Here is a 14,436-nt window from a genome sequence, read left to right as displayed (position 1 = left end):
GCTTATTTGCGGACTTTTTCATAAAAAATATGATTAAGCAAGCAAGACATCACCATGCTCATCACGTAAGTTATTTTTCATCATTTTCCCTGCGCCGTTGAGCACGATATTATCGACAAAGACGACTTTGTCAGGTATTTGCCAACTGGCCACTTTACCTTGGTAGAACTCAAGAATTTGCGCTTCATCGACTGCCGAATCCGCTTCTTTGACGACAATCAACACTGGACGCTCGCCCCATTGCTTATGGGTCGCTGCAATCGCTGCGGCCATCTTAACCTCTGGGTGCTCCACAGCGATGTTTTCTAGTTCCACAGAAGATATCCACTCGCCTCCTGATTTGATCAAATCTTTTGAGCGGTCACGGATATTCATATAACCATCGCCATCAATCGTAGCGATATCACCGGTATCAAACCAGCCATCGGCAGTGATGGCATCTTTATTTTCAGTGAAATAATCATCAATGACCCAATGCCCGCGAATCTGCAAGCGCCCTTGTGACTCACCATCTTCAGCAACTGGCTGGTCTTTTTGTTCCGTATCCATCAGACGTATCTTGACACCATAAGGAGGGCGACCTTGCGATTTACGCAGCTCGTTAATCTCTTCTTTACTGAGTGATTTGTGCTTGGCTTTTATCTGATTCATCGTGCCAAGTGGACTGGTCTCGGTCATGCCCCAACCATGTATCGCATCACAATTAAAGTCTTCTCTAAAGGTTTTGATAACTGATGGCGGACATGCTGCACCGCCGACGATCGTACGCGTCATACTGTCCAGCTTACTGCCTCTGTTTTTGGCAGCGGTTAGCAAACTTTGCCAAATAGTTGGCACGCCCAAAGCCACCGTCACTTTATAGTCATCAATCACAGACACCAAGCTGTCTCCATCAAGATTGGGGCCAGGCAGTATCAAAGAGCAGCCCGTCAGAGCAGCGGCATAAGGTGTGCCCCACGCGTTGACATGGAACATCGGCACGACTGGTAGCAAGACATCTTGGGCAGATAACGAGGACACATCCGGCATACACAAAGCCATCGCATGCAGGACTGAGGAGCGATGAGAGTACAAGATGCCTTTGGGATTGCCTGTCGTCCCTGAGGTATAACAGAGTGAGCTTGCCAGCTTTTCATCAAACTGCGGCCAGTCAAAATCAGGGCTATTATCTGCCAACAATTCATCAAAGAACAGAGCATTCGGCAACTGCTCTAAGACTTTTTCGTCCCTATCGCCCAAGTAAATAAAATGCTTAATGCCTTTGATATGCTCTTTAATGGCGCTAATCAGCGGCAAAAAAGTAATGTCGAAGAACAAAGTCTGATCATCCGCATCGTTAATGATATAGGCAAGCTGCTCGGGGAATAGACGGGGATTGATAGTATGGCAAATCATACCGCTACCCGATATTGCGTACCACGCTTCTAGGTGACGGCGATTGTTCCATGCCAAGGTTGCGATGCGCTCTGATGGCTTCAGCCCCAGTGCTTGTAGTGCATTTGCCAAGCGTTTTGAGTTGTTGGAGACAGTCAGCCAATCACTCTTGGTCATCTCGCCGTTGACTTCTTTTGACAAGATAGCGGTATCACCATGATATTGGGCGGCGTGCTCAATGAGGCTGCTAATCAGCAGCGGCTGATACATCATTTTTCCTAACATCTGAATATCCTTATATTGATTTTAGTGCTCATCCTTGGGCATATTTTATATATGGAGCATTTTCAGTATACGTGACTCTAGACGGTTAAGAAGATTTTAATTTTACTTAATAGCAATAACAAATATTTACTACTTTCTCACTAAAGTAGCCGTTGTAAACGTTCTTAATCAATCAGTTATCGACCCTCTTAATAGTGCTTACTAAGTGAGCACTGATCGAATACAAACACTTTTTATTTCCTTCTGCCTTATATAGCCAATAATAAATAAAATGGGTGTATGACATTATGTTGCATGACTGATATCAATTTTTCTTGCTTGCTGTGCCTGCGCAGACAGAGGCCACAAAAAATTGATATCAGCAATACCGTCGCGTTTTTAGGTTATTTTGACTATATCTATTATTGTAATAGCGCTGTATCTAAACCAAAAAATCGGTCTACTAGCAGACCGATTTTTTATTACTGAATCTTATTGTTTTTAATAATTAGGGTGTATTTTCAATCTGAACGAAAGCGGCAAAATAGGCTAAAAATGACGACACAGCCTAATAGGTTGTCAGCTCTATGCCCACGGCCACACCAATATCACTTGACTGGGTATCAGAATCTACTGCCCACAGTCTGCTGGTTATCAGCGCTTGCGGCTGTAGCTGATGCTCCCATGCGACATCAATCACCTTTAGCGTATCAGACGTTGGAAACGCCTGATTAATCGCTTCATCCGCTTGGTTTACCTTGGCATACTGTAGCTTTGTATTAACGAAATTGCGATTGTCCAGCCACAATCGACCCCCTATCGCTATGCTTTCTGCATCGCCGCCCAAAGCATGCCCGAGCGGATAACCTTGCTGATAATAGCCGTCGGTATAGTTGACATGATCGTAAGATATGCCTCTTGATTCGCCACTTGTACGGGTATCAGCATACTCAGCATAGAGCTGATAAGGCTTGCCGTACATATCAGCAGCGTAATCAGCACCAGCAAGATACATGTTCTTAGCTGGCAACCCTCCTGCTTCATCTTCACCAATATACTGTGCATAGACAGTGGCGGGTATGCCTACCAATGAAGACAGTTTTACTTGAGCATCAAAACCACCCAACTGATTGGCAGGATCTCCGCCGTCGTTCCCACCATTATCTTTGGTGCCTAATATCGCATCAGTAAAGGAGCCAAAACTCTCTGGTCGGCCGTCTCCGCCCCACATAAAGGTTCGTGAAGCGCCCACTTCCAGCCACTGCCATGGGCTAGCAGTCAGACGCGCACCAAAAAGCTTGGCATCTGGTACCGCGTCATAATCCTCTAGCTGACCGGCGAATAGCTGATACTGCCAAGGGCCTACCCAAGATAGATAGTCCGATGTAGGCGCTGTTTGCTGATCACGCTGCATGGTAATACCAGCGACGGGCAAACTGGCATCACCTCGGATCAGACTACCGTCTTGTCCAGGTCCCCACCATGTCGGTATCTTGCCCGCTATCAGCCACTGATTGGCGGCATTACCCGCCAGATAGGTTCCATCAAAGCTAACATCGGAGCTATCATCGATCAGCTCATCGTTCTTTAAATTGGCCTGTAGGTTAAACTCCCACTGCGCTTCGCTGAGCGATACGCCTACTGTCGCTTGTTGACCAGCAAGTTGATCGTCTGCAAACGTTTGCGGCAGCTGCTTACGATCTGTCTGTAGGTATAATCCAGCAGAGGCTTTGACGAGCGAGTCGCGGTTTTGCTTAAGCCTATTTTGTATCGATAGCAGTACTTGCTGCTGCGCTGCTGTCTGCGCATTGGCAGACGCTAACCCACGTTTAATCTCATTGGCGGTCAATGGCCAAGTACTGGTACTGATCTGGGTAACGCCTTGCGTATTTAGCCAATCGAGATCCGCTTTAAGCTTTAGATCATTGACATACAGATTCTGCGCTGACGCCAGCATTGATGCGGTTGATAACACGCCAAAAACCAGTAGAACGTTTAGCTTCTTATACATAATTAGTCACTCTTAGATTATGGGGGTTAGACTATAAAGATTAGATTAGCCATGCTATTTGACGATGTTTGGCAAAATTTAGTTATTTTTGGCCCATTTAGATACAAGCGCTTGGATCGAGGACACACCCTAAGCTATTGCGCCAAACACATTATCGATAGCCTGCACGGTTTGTTCAATCTCAGCAGCTGTAAGCGTAGGATGAACCAAAAACATCAAGCTGGTCTCACCCAATTGCTTTGCGACTGGCAATCTAGACGCTGGGCGTAACCCTGTATGATCAAAGGCTTTTTCTAAATAGACCTCTGAGGCTGAGCCGGAGAAGCAAGGCACACCTTGATCATTGATCTCTTGAATAATACGGTCGCGTGACCAACCATCAGGTAGATTATCTGGCTGTACATAGACGTAGAGTTTATAGTAGGCGTGTTTAGAATCTGAAAACTCAGGCGTCTCCTCTAACCTTGGTACCGACAGATAGCCTTTTGCTTCCCAACCAGCGCATGCATCTAATATCGCTTGGGCATTGGCAGTGCGCTTGGCAGTCCAATCGCTCATTCTCTCTAATTGAATACGCCCGATCACGCCTTGCATCTCTGTCATACGCCAGTTAGTACCGAAGCTCTCATGCAACCAACGATAACCGGGTGGATGCTCTGTTTCATAGACCGCTGCGTAGCTCTTGCCATGATCTTTGTATGCCCACATCTTGCGCCATAGCTGCTCGTCATTGGTAGTGACCATGCCACCCTCACCGCCCGTGGTCATGATCTTGTCTTGGCAAAAGCTCCACGCCCCGATATGACCAATACTACCGACACTCCGACCTTTGTAGGTCGCGCCATGTGCCTGCGCGCAGTCCTCTATCACGTATAGATTATGCTTATTTGCCAGTGCCATGATGCCATCCATATCACAAGGCCAGCCTGCCAAATGTACGCACACAATACCTTTGGTCTTATCCGTCAATACCGCCGCGATCGACTCAGGTGTGATATTACCCGTTGCTTCATCAACGTCGGCAAAGACAGGCGTCGCTCCAGCATTAATGACCGATGAGATACTGGCAATAAAGGTGCGCGGGGTGACGATGACTTCATCGCCTGCGCCAATATCAAATGCTTGCAACGCAACATCTAATGCTAAGGTACCATTGCCCATTGCTATCGCATACTCACTGTCTGACCAGTCCGCAAACTCTTGCTCAAACTGGCGGCACTCTTGCCCTGTCCAGTAGTTGACTTTGTTCGATAACAATACTTGACTGACGGCATCGGCTTCTGCTTGAGTGAAGCTCGGCCACGGTGAAAATGGGGTGTTGAGCATAGGTATCTCGCTGATTAGATCTAAATTACTACTAATTATTAACTCGGGAAATATAGATTTCCGCTTTACCATTTAAAACACAGATTTCATTCACATAACAACTTGTCAAAAAGTAAACTCTTTTTCTATCTACATCTATATCCATAACTTCAATTTCAACAAATACTGTATCATTGATAAAAACCGGTTTTTTAAATTGAGTGGTTTGGGAAACGTAAATAGATCCTGGTCCAGGTAGGTTCGTCGCAAATAAGGCAGAAAAAAAACTGGTAATCATAGCTCCATGAGCTATACGCCTACCGAACTTGCTATTTTTTGCATACTCTTCATCTAAGTGAATTGGATTGTAATCCTCTGATATTGTAGCAAATGCTCTAATCTTTTCATCTGTAATTAAATGAGAATTACTAACTTTCATTCCGACAGTAATGTCGTTTATATACTTATATTCAGACATAAGAGGTTACCTAGTGTTATTATTGAATAGACTCTAGATCAATCCCTAAATCAGCTAGAAGCTGCTTCTCTAATGAGAGCATTTTATCAGAAGGTCTAGCTTTTAGAGGTTTACAATCTAATCCCACATAGATTATCCAAGGCTCTAAGTCTTTACGTACCAAAGCTCCTGCTCCAACGGCTGCACCTTCTCCAATTGTTACACCTGGTAGTACCGTAACGTTCGCACCTAAAATAACATGCTTACCAATTCTCACAGTAGATTTTTTAACGTTAGTATATTTATCTGGTACTGTCGGGTTCGTAAGACCTCCACCTAAAAAATCATCGCTTCCGGTGATAATTCTACAACCAGCACTTAAGCCAGAAAAATCATCCATATAAAGCTTACCACCACCGATAATACTGCAAAATGAAGCAATATGTACGAAACTACCTAAAACACTTTCTTCACCGCAATTAAAAAACACAAAATCATCAATTTGAGAGTTGTGACCTATGGTTAAATTGTCTCTATTTATTATTTTCGCACCATCATATATTTTATAGCTCATTACTACTTCCTTTAAACGGAGTTGCAGTTGCTTGACCAGCTTCATTAATATCATCACGAGATACTACTTTACCTACTGTTTTAAGCAATATTTTAATATCTAACCATAATGATTGGTTATCGACATACCACGTATCGAGCTTAAATTTCTTGTCCCAACCAATAGTATTACGCCCATTAACTTGCGCATATCCTGTAACGCCTGGGCGTACATTATGACGTCGAGCCTGCTCGTTACTATATAATGGCAAATACTCTTCAAGCAAAGGACGAGGTCCGACCAGGCTCATATCACCTTTTAATACATTGATAAGGCTGGGTAACTCGTCGAGGCTAAGTTTCCTAAACAAGTTACCGATTCTAGTAATACGATATTCATCCTCAAGCAATTTTCCGTCTTTGTCCTTTTCGTCGGTCATCGTCTTTAGTTTATAGACAGTAATCACTTTACCGTCCTTACCCCCTCTTTTTTGAAAGAAAAAAGGTGAAGATTTTAGGTCGAGCCAAGCGACAAAGGAGGCTACTATAAGTATGCAAGACCAAATAGGTAGAGTCCCCAAAACTAGTACAAGATCAAAAACTCTTTTAAACATTTAAAAACCCTTTGATTTCATTAAGTTGAGATAAAGAAGATATAGACAGAATAGTATTACTAATAGCAGAATCTGCAAAATTATAGTCTAGTAAATGAATGGGACCCTCAGAGCTTATTAGCCTTTTGTCAGCGGCAAAAGGCCTAATACTGATGACAGTCTGTCTATCACATTCCTTGAGAATATCATCATACTCTAACTCTTTCGGATTTCTGTAGACACAAAACCCATCAAATACTTGAAGCCTTAGAGCTTCTTTCATAAATTCAACTGAATAAGGGAAACACAGCGCGCTACTAATCAGGTTTTCTTGCTTTAAAATTTCAAGGTCAAGACGTATTTTTTTATGATGATCTAAAAAACTTTCTATTCTTTTTGAATCTGGCAAATTACTACGCCACATCCACTGAATTGCCTCTAACCTCTCTACCTGCAATTTAGTAAGATAATCATTTAGTTTTTCTTTTAATCTTTCACTACTGTACTCTGAATCAGAAAAGTGAGGCTCAGCTAGCTTCACGACATGCTTAAACTTCACTTTTTTGTCTATCAAAGCGAGCTTTTTCAATGTCTTTATCAGCAAAGGAAAAGACTCATATTCTGAAGAGGAGTGTACGGTGTCTATACCAGCATAGTATGCTGCATAGAGCAGTTCAGCCCAATAATCCTCATTCCCTTTACTTTCATCCATTCTCATTGAGCCGAAAATAACTGGACTCATGAAAAGTTCCCTACATCAAAAGCACACTTCCATATAAACCTTTCGCTTTCCATAGTGGCAGAAAATGAATTTCGTCCATGGAGTACTTCATTATCTTTCCATAATATCGCTTGACCAGGCTTTAGTTTAACTTCGAGCAAGCTTTCTAGGATAATAGGGCTTTGTTTTAAAAAGTTATGAAAACCCTCTACAACCTCTTTAGCCTGTTGACTTGCCTTTTCATCTACGCAGTAATAATTCCAATTGACCTTCCAAATATTACCTTCTTTATGAATAACTTTATCGAATCTACTGTCACCTGAGCGTGCATGTGGCATTACATTGGAAGTTAAATAAGCAAGCAGTTCTGGTGCTTCTTTTTCTAATGCTTTGACAACATCACTACCATTTATAAAAACAGTCTCACCACCTTCACCTGCGTTGGTAACGCAGCATAGTAGGCTTGAATTTGGAAAGTCTGGTATATAACTGCCATCGGTATGTAGTGGCTGAGCTTCCGAAGAGTGACGATAAGCATTCTTTATTTTTGGGTCATAACGAATCTCCATCCACGCCTCGCCTGTGCGCTGTGAGCTTCTATCACCAATAGTAGCATCTTCAGCAAATGGGGCTACGGTTCCAATCTGCGGAAAAAGAGAGTCATAAAACTCTCTGACATCTGAAACTGGAGATATTGGATCTAAAACCACTACTTTGGTAGTCTCTTCATTCCAAGCTGATAGTAAGTCTCTACAACCTTGGCTTGGGCTATGTGGGTCAATAGATATATTTTTAAACATAATATTAGCTCCTGAATGCATGGGTTATACAAGATAAGAGAATCTGAATTAGTTTTATAATAATCTTGTTTGCATAGATATACCTTTAAAGCTGTATCTTATATAAAGTTAAAAGTATGGAAATATTATTACGAACTCATTTCTGAATATATTAGACAGTCTTGGCTATTCTCGTAACTTAGTAGCCGTAGCCTATGGCAATGGTGGCTTGTTGCTATGGTTTTATTCATGCCAAATAAGCTTGTTGATGTTGTAGCTGTAAAACCTGAAAAACAACCTAATCAAACCAATCTACTTGTACTAACTTAGCTTACTCTTTCTCACTACGCTATCCTAAATAGTTACAAATAATATTTATTATAGAGATAGTAAAAAGTCACTTTATCATCCTAGTCTGCTAGTATCGAGTGATAATAACCTAATAGAAGCTCAGAAGACAATCCATCTGAAAACTCTTCCTGTACTCTCTGCATTCCATATTTAGATACTTCCTGTAACTTTTTAGTATTTTCAATACTAAATATCATCTTTTCTGCTAAGTCCTCAACGCTACCAACCGTAAATAAATAGCCACTTTTTCCATCCTCAATTGCATCACTCAGTCCATATATTCTAGATCCAATGCTTGGCGTACCACACGCTGAAGCTTCAATAATTACAGTGCCAAAACCTTCTCTATAAGATGGTAAACACAGCACATCAGCCATTGCCATGAAGTCTTGAGGCTGTGGGGTGGCTTCGTGATAGAAAATACTTTTATTATAGAGGGCGTGGTTTTGAATAAAGGGCAGTATATTTTCCTCATCTGAGCCTACAATTAATAGGGCAGCTTGAGGATGCCTACTATGAACGATCTCGAAGCTTTCTATTAAATCAAAAATACCTTTATCTTTATTTAAACGACCAATAAATAGAAAAATAAAAACTTTATCTTTTAAATTTAGATTACCCTTCAAATCATTAGAATCTTTCGGAGTAAATTTATTTAGATCAACGCCAGAAATCGAACCATTTCCCAAAACTTTAATTTTGGATTTTACAGGTATAGATTCTTTGATGAGAAACTCTACTTGACTCTCGCTATCAGCTAGTAAATGAGTTGCTAGAGAGGCGATAGCAACATCTACTTTTTTTAAGGCTTGACGTTTAAGACCAGACTGACTGGCCCAAACTTGACCTGTAAATATATGTAGACGAAACTTAGTGCCTGTTAAAAAGCCTGCAATTTGTGTAATAAATCCAGCTTTGGGAGTAGTAGAGTGTACGAGGATGAATTTTTCCGTTCTAAAAATTTTAATCATTTCTTTTAATGATTTAAGGTCACTAAACACGGAAGGCTTTCTTTCAAGATTTAAAGCTATCTGCTTTACTCCATCAAATATTGGCTCAGGCTGCTCAAAGTTAGCAATTAAAGTTACATCATACTTCTCTTGTAGCTTCTCTATATGATTTTTATAAAAAGCTTTAAATGTCATTGGAGAAGATACTATCAATGCTATTTTTTTCTTCATATCCGCTTCTCACCGTTAATTAAACTCAACTCATTATTAAGTAGAGTCTCCAACTCTTCTATATTTTCTGTTTGAACTCTACGCTTATGCAATAGACTATCCAAACTGAAGAGGAACAATCCTTTAGCAACAATAGATTTAGCTTTTATTTTGGAAATATATTTTAGTTTTTCAGATAGCGAAAGAAAGTTATTAGAAAGATGATTAATAGTTTTTATCTGAGTATTATGAGCTTTCAAAATTTTTTCCAAAGTAATATTCTGTTCTTCACGATAATAATAAAGTTGTTCTTCGATGAATCCTGCTTTTAAATCGTTATTGATAAATGCATTTAGCCACAATTCATAATCTTGTGCTAAAAAACTATTTTCATTATAGCGGTTCCTTTCATACCATGACTTTCTAGCTAGTATTGAAGCGTGTATAATACCCGTTGATCCCACAATAGCATCAACTTTAGTGATTATTTTGTTAGAAGGTGTGTTGCGATAACCTACTAGTGTCAGGTTATTATCCAAAGATAAGACACCGGTACTCACCAAATCTATATTTAGATTTTGATGCAAATAATGGATTTGTTTTTGTAAGCGACTAGAACTCATGAGATCATCAGCGTCCATACGCGCAATGAAATCATATTTAGCTTCATCAATAATTTGATTTAGTCTGCTAGCTAATTTCTTATTCCTATCATCAGACAAAACTTTAATTCGATTTTCTTTTTTGGCATATGCTTTTGCAATCTCTAAAGACTGATCCGTTGAGCCATCATCTACTAATATTAACTCCCAAGAAGTATGGGTTTGAGCTAGAACAGAACATATAGCCCCTTCTAGATATTTTTCAGCATTATAAAAAGGTATTCCAATTGTTACATAAGTAGATTCATTCATTAAAAAATCTCGAAAATGGGGTTGATAATGTAAGGAGTCAAGTTGGAAAACCTTGAGGTTGTTAATACAAAATAAATTAAGAATAAAACAATGGCAACAATATAAGCGTATGCATTGTTCAACCTCTTAAAAATGAAAGGCAATATTAGAACCAATGTCCATGTAAAGTAACTCAAAAGGCGCTGCGGCCCTGAAGGGGTAGTACCTAAGAGTGTTAAAGGGATTACAAATAAGACCCCTGCAGCATAAAAAGTAAATAATTTTAAAAACTGCTTATCTTTTATTTTATAAATATAAATAATGGAGTAAACAAATAGTACTAGGATTACTTGAAATCCTAGTGTCAAATAACCACCCGCAGACTCAGATACTTGGGTATAACCTTCATATCTTTCGTTAGTTTCTGCAACATAAGAAACCGCAAACCTACTTGTAAGTAGCGAGCCTAAGAAAGTACCTACTATCTTGTAAGATGGCTTTATTCTTAGATTTATTATAAAGTAAAAAGGAATCATAAATAAAGCTGAAATATGAAATAAAGAGGCAATAAAACATACTATTAAATATAGAAAAATCTTTTTTTCAAGCAAGAAAGGTAAAGCGATTGTAAATATCGCCATCGCTATACCTTGACGCAAACCATTAAAGAAAAAGGTGTAATACCCTAAAGTTACAAACAGAAAAACAGAGAACCAGTAATTAACACTGTATTTTTTAATGACTCTTAGATAGCAAAAAACGACAATCAATGCAGTAACAAAAAATAGCCAAAAATAGTTTTTAGTTACGCTTAACAGAGCATATTCTAATGTTTGATATCCAATTTCAACGCTCTCATTAAATTGAAAATAATAGACGTTTAGCTCGTTCCTAAATTTACTCGCATAGTTACCTGAGTCTGTGCCCACACGATAGCTACGTACTCCAGCAAACAAAGATAATGACAGTAAGGGAATCCAAAAAGCTCGACGATGAAGAGCTCTATGTTCTATAGCTATCCAAAACATCACGAAAGTAAGAAGTATCAGATAGGGTAACATTTATCTCTCTGTAAAATAGGCGCAAAAATCAACTGTATTATAGACTTAAATACTTTTGAGTTAGTTCCTGTGCATTAGTTGCAGCATCAAAACCATGTCGCTTTAAAGCATTTGATACTTGTTGTTCAATAGGTTTTATTTTTCTTGATTTCAATAAATAATCCACCCAAATATCAACCGACTCTAAAGATAAAAAGTCAACCAAACCCAGTCCCAAATCAACCTCTGATGAAACTTGATCCGATACAATAGCGTTTAAACCAGTTGCCTGGCTCTCAACCAATACGACAGGAAAACCTTCATGTAATGATGGCATTATCATATAATCTGCGCTAGCCATCAACTCTGTAATATCTGTACGTATACCTAAGAATTTAATATTGTCTACTAATATTTTATCTTTTACTTGTTGCTTTAATTTATCTTCTAATGGACCCTGACCAATAATATATAAGGTAAATTCTACCTCACGATTTTTCAGTTCTTCCGCAATTTCTAAAGAAAAATTATGATTTTTTACTTCATTCAGTCGGCCAACCTGAATAATTTTTAGACCATTATCATCAAACTTTTGACTAATATAGTTTCTTGACTTATCAGCGACTTCTATTATTTTTCGTACATCAACAGCGTTTGATAATAGCCACACATTTTCTTTAGTCCCAAATAGATACTTGGCAGCCAATTCACCGCATGCAATTTTATAAGTAGCTACTTTGCGATTGGTAATTGATGCCCACTGTTCATATAGCTTCTTAGCAAAGCTAGCTTGACTATTACTAGTATTATGTGAATGCGATATGCGATTCTTTACACCAGCACCCTTAGCAGCCAGAAGATGAAAAGCATTACTTAATAGCATATGTGCATGAACAATCTGATATTCAGAGTGTTGGACTAAAAACTGTCTGAGTTTTAGCATACGTTTAATAGGATTGTTAGCCAGTATAGGTATTATTTTGCCGCCTAGCTCAACGATCTCAGCGTCATAATCACCCTCTTCATCAGTGAATGTAACGAAATCAAACTGGATCTGACTACGATCTATATGACGATAGAGATTCATCAGCATAGTTTCAGCGCCTGCTCTATCCATTCTTCCTACTACATGTAAAACTCGTTTTGGAGCCATTAAACATTCCCTTCAATACTGTTAGCATCGGATTCATACAATGAAACAATTCTGTCTATCAAAACAATACGATATGCAAGAGTGGTGACTGAGAGGTTCTTGGGACTTTTAGATTTTAGATAAGCTTTTGTGAAAGCTGGCAAATAATTAGATAACAATACTTTAATTTTGGAAGTCAACTCAATAGACTTTGATTTTGGCAAGCTCTTTTCTTGAGATAATAGTAAAAGGCTATCATAAATAGACTGCACTAACCCCTCATGAAGAACTGCTTTCTTCTTAACAGTATTTAAATTTTTCAACAGGTACTCTTGTCCTTGAGTATTCTCGAAATACGAATTCATAGAGTTTAATGAGCTAGTAGCTTTAGAAGATATACCGCTACAGTCATACTTTTTCCAAAGTTTATAAATATGATATTTATTGCTTTTATCTTTATCAGGTAAACCAACATATAATTTATATAAAGACCAATTAAACATAGGAGTTCGATTTTCTGTGAAGCCGCTTATTTGATTAGAAAAAGCTGCAAGTACAGTAGGCACACGGATTTTTGTAAAATTTTCATCTCTCCACTTTATTAAAGACTCGTCTTCAGAGCGCTCAATGGCATAGCTATGTTGTTTATCAGAGTAATATTGCACATCAAAACTACTAATATTTGAATAGTCAGTAAACATCTCAAGACCTATTATTTCTCTAATTTGAGATTTATTAATGCATAGCCCTGCAGGAAAGGGGATATCACCTCTGACAATCATTCGGTAACCTTGTTGAAAAACACTATTCCACATATCAAAACTATCTGCAAATGCATTAAAGTGATCTATGCGTCCTTCACTTAACGCTACAAATATTCTAAGCATCTTATCGTAATCATTAAGCTCAGTAGGCAAAGAGATATCTAACAAGCTTTTATCATAAAAATTAGCCACACTATGTGCAGCTTTTTTATCATCAAAAATATCTTTTGGTTTCAGCACACCCCAGTTTATAAGCTTTAAACTATCAATGATATTTGCTTTTTTGCTAAGAGCAAGCAATAGACGACTGTCTAATCCACCAGATATTGGCATTAAAACTTGGCCTTTAGGGTATTCATTAACTACTTGTTTTAGTGATTGAGTAACTTGTTTCTGATAAAGGTTAAGATAATCTCTAAATTTTGTACTTCCTGATACTGGCAGCTGCATATTAGGTTTCTGAACCAATTCCAAGCCCCACTCAGTACTTAGCTTATATTCCAAGTTAGGTAATACTTGCTTGATTTCTTGATCCCAAGATAGAAATGGCCCTTGACAGCCTGAAGAAAGATACCATGCAACGGCTTCTTCATTGAGTATAAACGATTTTTTTAAAGCTACTATGGCACGCTGAGATGTAGAGATTATCAGGCTATCTTGGTCATGATAGTACCATAATGTCCGAGAACCAAACTGATCTGAAAAAAAAGAAACTTCTTGTCCCAAGACATGTATTACAGCATACGAGCCATCAGCCTCAGTGCTAATCGATTCTAAAATATTGTTTTCTTGTTGTTGTATCCAACCTATGACTAAGGTTTTGTCTGTAGGTTCAGTTACACCATCACTATTCTGAATAGCGTAATATGAGTTATACTGTTCAGACCACTGCTTAGCGGTATTTTGGCTATCATTTCTGATAGACTCTGGCGTTAGTAAAGATACTACATCATTAAGATCCTTAAGCACCCGCTGGGCATTAGCCTTATGGCGAGTCTTAACAAAAATATATTGAGCCATATTAAAATTACTTCCATGTT

General features: G+C 38.9%; 13 protein-coding genes. All 13 read right to left on the bottom strand.

All coding sequences use genetic code 11. The features are described 5' to 3' along the window. Positions 1–33: 33 nt before the first annotated feature. Entirely contained in the window at positions 34–1,659 is a 1,626-nt protein-coding gene (locus tag ACSUPM_RS03910) for a long-chain-fatty-acid--CoA ligase (protein ID WP_201575430.1), read from the bottom strand. A 547-nt stretch (positions 1,660–2,206) separates the two neighbouring features. Continuing rightward, positions 2,207–3,649 carry a capsule assembly Wzi family protein gene (locus tag ACSUPM_RS03905; RefSeq protein ID WP_436880222.1) on the bottom strand — a complete coding sequence of 481 codons (1,443 nt, stop codon included), beginning with the start codon at positions 3,647–3,649 and terminating at the stop codon, positions 2,207–2,209. A gap of 129 nt (positions 3,650–3,778) precedes the next feature. Further along, positions 3,779–4,975 carry a DegT/DnrJ/EryC1/StrS family aminotransferase gene (locus ACSUPM_RS03900; protein WP_436880221.1) on the bottom strand — a complete coding sequence of 399 codons (1,197 nt, stop codon included), beginning with the start codon at positions 4,973–4,975 and terminating at the stop codon, positions 3,779–3,781. Between the two features lie 31 nt (positions 4,976–5,006). Further along, complete coding sequence (locus ACSUPM_RS03895) at positions 5,007–5,432, bottom strand: MaoC family dehydratase (protein WP_436880220.1); 426 nt, start codon at positions 5,430–5,432, stop codon at positions 5,007–5,009. 19 nt (positions 5,433–5,451) lie between these two features. Next, the gene (locus tag ACSUPM_RS03890) at positions 5,452–5,985 is read right to left on the bottom strand and encodes an acyltransferase (protein WP_436880219.1); all 534 of its coding nucleotides are present in this window, start codon (positions 5,983–5,985) and stop codon (positions 5,452–5,454) included. Continuing rightward, the gene (locus tag ACSUPM_RS03885; protein ID WP_436880218.1) at positions 5,975–6,577 is read right to left on the bottom strand and encodes a sugar transferase; all 603 of its coding nucleotides are present in this window, start codon (positions 6,575–6,577) and stop codon (positions 5,975–5,977) included. The genes ACSUPM_RS03890 and ACSUPM_RS03885 overlap by 11 nt, the downstream gene beginning before the upstream one ends. After that, the gene (locus tag ACSUPM_RS03880) at positions 6,570–7,298 is read right to left on the bottom strand and encodes a hypothetical protein (protein ID WP_436880217.1); all 729 of its coding nucleotides are present in this window, start codon (positions 7,296–7,298) and stop codon (positions 6,570–6,572) included. The genes ACSUPM_RS03885 and ACSUPM_RS03880 overlap by 8 nt, the downstream gene beginning before the upstream one ends. Beyond that, positions 7,295–8,077: a TauD/TfdA family dioxygenase gene (locus ACSUPM_RS03875; protein WP_436880216.1), complete on the bottom strand. Its 783-nt coding sequence runs from the start codon at positions 8,075–8,077 to the stop codon at positions 7,295–7,297. The genes ACSUPM_RS03880 and ACSUPM_RS03875 overlap by 4 nt, the downstream gene beginning before the upstream one ends. A gap of 389 nt (positions 8,078–8,466) precedes the next feature. Then, entirely contained in the window at positions 8,467–9,588 is a 1,122-nt protein-coding gene (locus tag ACSUPM_RS03870) for a glycosyltransferase (RefSeq protein ID WP_436880215.1), read from the bottom strand. After that, entirely contained in the window at positions 9,585–10,481 is an 897-nt protein-coding gene (locus tag ACSUPM_RS03865; protein ID WP_436880214.1) for a glycosyltransferase family 2 protein, read from the bottom strand. Before ACSUPM_RS03865 ends, ACSUPM_RS03870 begins: the two co-directional genes overlap by 4 nt. After that, positions 10,481–11,521 (bottom strand): EpsG family protein, encoded by a 1,041-nt coding sequence (locus ACSUPM_RS03860; RefSeq protein WP_436880213.1) that lies wholly within the window; start codon positions 11,519–11,521, stop codon positions 10,481–10,483. Before ACSUPM_RS03860 ends, ACSUPM_RS03865 begins: the two co-directional genes overlap by 1 nt. Before the next feature lie 37 nt (positions 11,522–11,558). Continuing rightward, complete coding sequence (locus ACSUPM_RS03855) at positions 11,559–12,653, bottom strand: glycosyltransferase family 1 protein (protein ID WP_436880212.1); 1,095 nt, start codon at positions 12,651–12,653, stop codon at positions 11,559–11,561. Continuing rightward, positions 12,653–14,416 (bottom strand): hypothetical protein, encoded by a 1,764-nt coding sequence (locus ACSUPM_RS03850; protein WP_436880211.1) that lies wholly within the window; start codon positions 14,414–14,416, stop codon positions 12,653–12,655. The genes ACSUPM_RS03855 and ACSUPM_RS03850 overlap by 1 nt, the downstream gene beginning before the upstream one ends. Positions 14,417–14,436 lie beyond the last annotated feature (20 nt).

Source organism: Psychrobacter okhotskensis (assembly GCF_965638355.1).
Classification (GTDB): Bacteria; Pseudomonadota; Gammaproteobacteria; order Pseudomonadales; family Moraxellaceae; genus Psychrobacter; species Psychrobacter okhotskensis.
This window is presented reverse-complemented; position numbering and strand designations above follow the sequence as displayed.

What these genes read in the sequence shown, in the direction of transcription:
- ACSUPM_RS03910 (WP_201575430.1), bottom strand. Translation starts at nt 1,659, where the DNA reads ATGTTAGGAAAAATGATGTATCAGCCGCTGCTGATTAGCAGCCTCATT.
- ACSUPM_RS03905 (WP_436880222.1), bottom strand. Translation starts at nt 3,649, where the DNA reads ATGTATAAGAAGCTAAACGTTCTACTGGTTTTTGGCGTGTTATCAACC.
- ACSUPM_RS03900 (WP_436880221.1), bottom strand. Translation starts at nt 4,975, where the DNA reads ATGCTCAACACCCCATTTTCACCGTGGCCGAGCTTCACTCAAGCAGAA.
- ACSUPM_RS03895 (WP_436880220.1), bottom strand. Translation starts at nt 5,432, where the DNA reads ATGTCTGAATATAAGTATATAAACGACATTACTGTCGGAATGAAAGTT.
- ACSUPM_RS03890 (WP_436880219.1), bottom strand. Translation starts at nt 5,985, where the DNA reads ATGAGCTATAAAATATATGATGGTGCGAAAATAATAAATAGAGACAAT.
- ACSUPM_RS03885 (WP_436880218.1), bottom strand. Translation starts at nt 6,577, where the DNA reads ATGTTTAAAAGAGTTTTTGATCTTGTACTAGTTTTGGGGACTCTACCT.
- ACSUPM_RS03880 (WP_436880217.1), bottom strand. Translation starts at nt 7,298, where the DNA reads ATGAGTCCAGTTATTTTCGGCTCAATGAGAATGGATGAAAGTAAAGGG.
- ACSUPM_RS03875 (WP_436880216.1), bottom strand. Translation starts at nt 8,077, where the DNA reads ATGTTTAAAAATATATCTATTGACCCACATAGCCCAAGCCAAGGTTGT.
- ACSUPM_RS03870 (WP_436880215.1), bottom strand. Translation starts at nt 9,588, where the DNA reads ATGAAGAAAAAAATAGCATTGATAGTATCTTCTCCAATGACATTTAAA.
- ACSUPM_RS03865 (WP_436880214.1), bottom strand. Translation starts at nt 10,481, where the DNA reads ATGAATGAATCTACTTATGTAACAATTGGAATACCTTTTTATAATGCT.
- ACSUPM_RS03860 (WP_436880213.1), bottom strand. Translation starts at nt 11,521, where the DNA reads ATGTTACCCTATCTGATACTTCTTACTTTCGTGATGTTTTGGATAGCT.
- ACSUPM_RS03855 (WP_436880212.1), bottom strand. Translation starts at nt 12,653, where the DNA reads ATGGCTCCAAAACGAGTTTTACATGTAGTAGGAAGAATGGATAGAGCA.
- ACSUPM_RS03850 (WP_436880211.1), bottom strand. Translation starts at nt 14,416, where the DNA reads ATGGCTCAATATATTTTTGTTAAGACTCGCCATAAGGCTAATGCCCAG.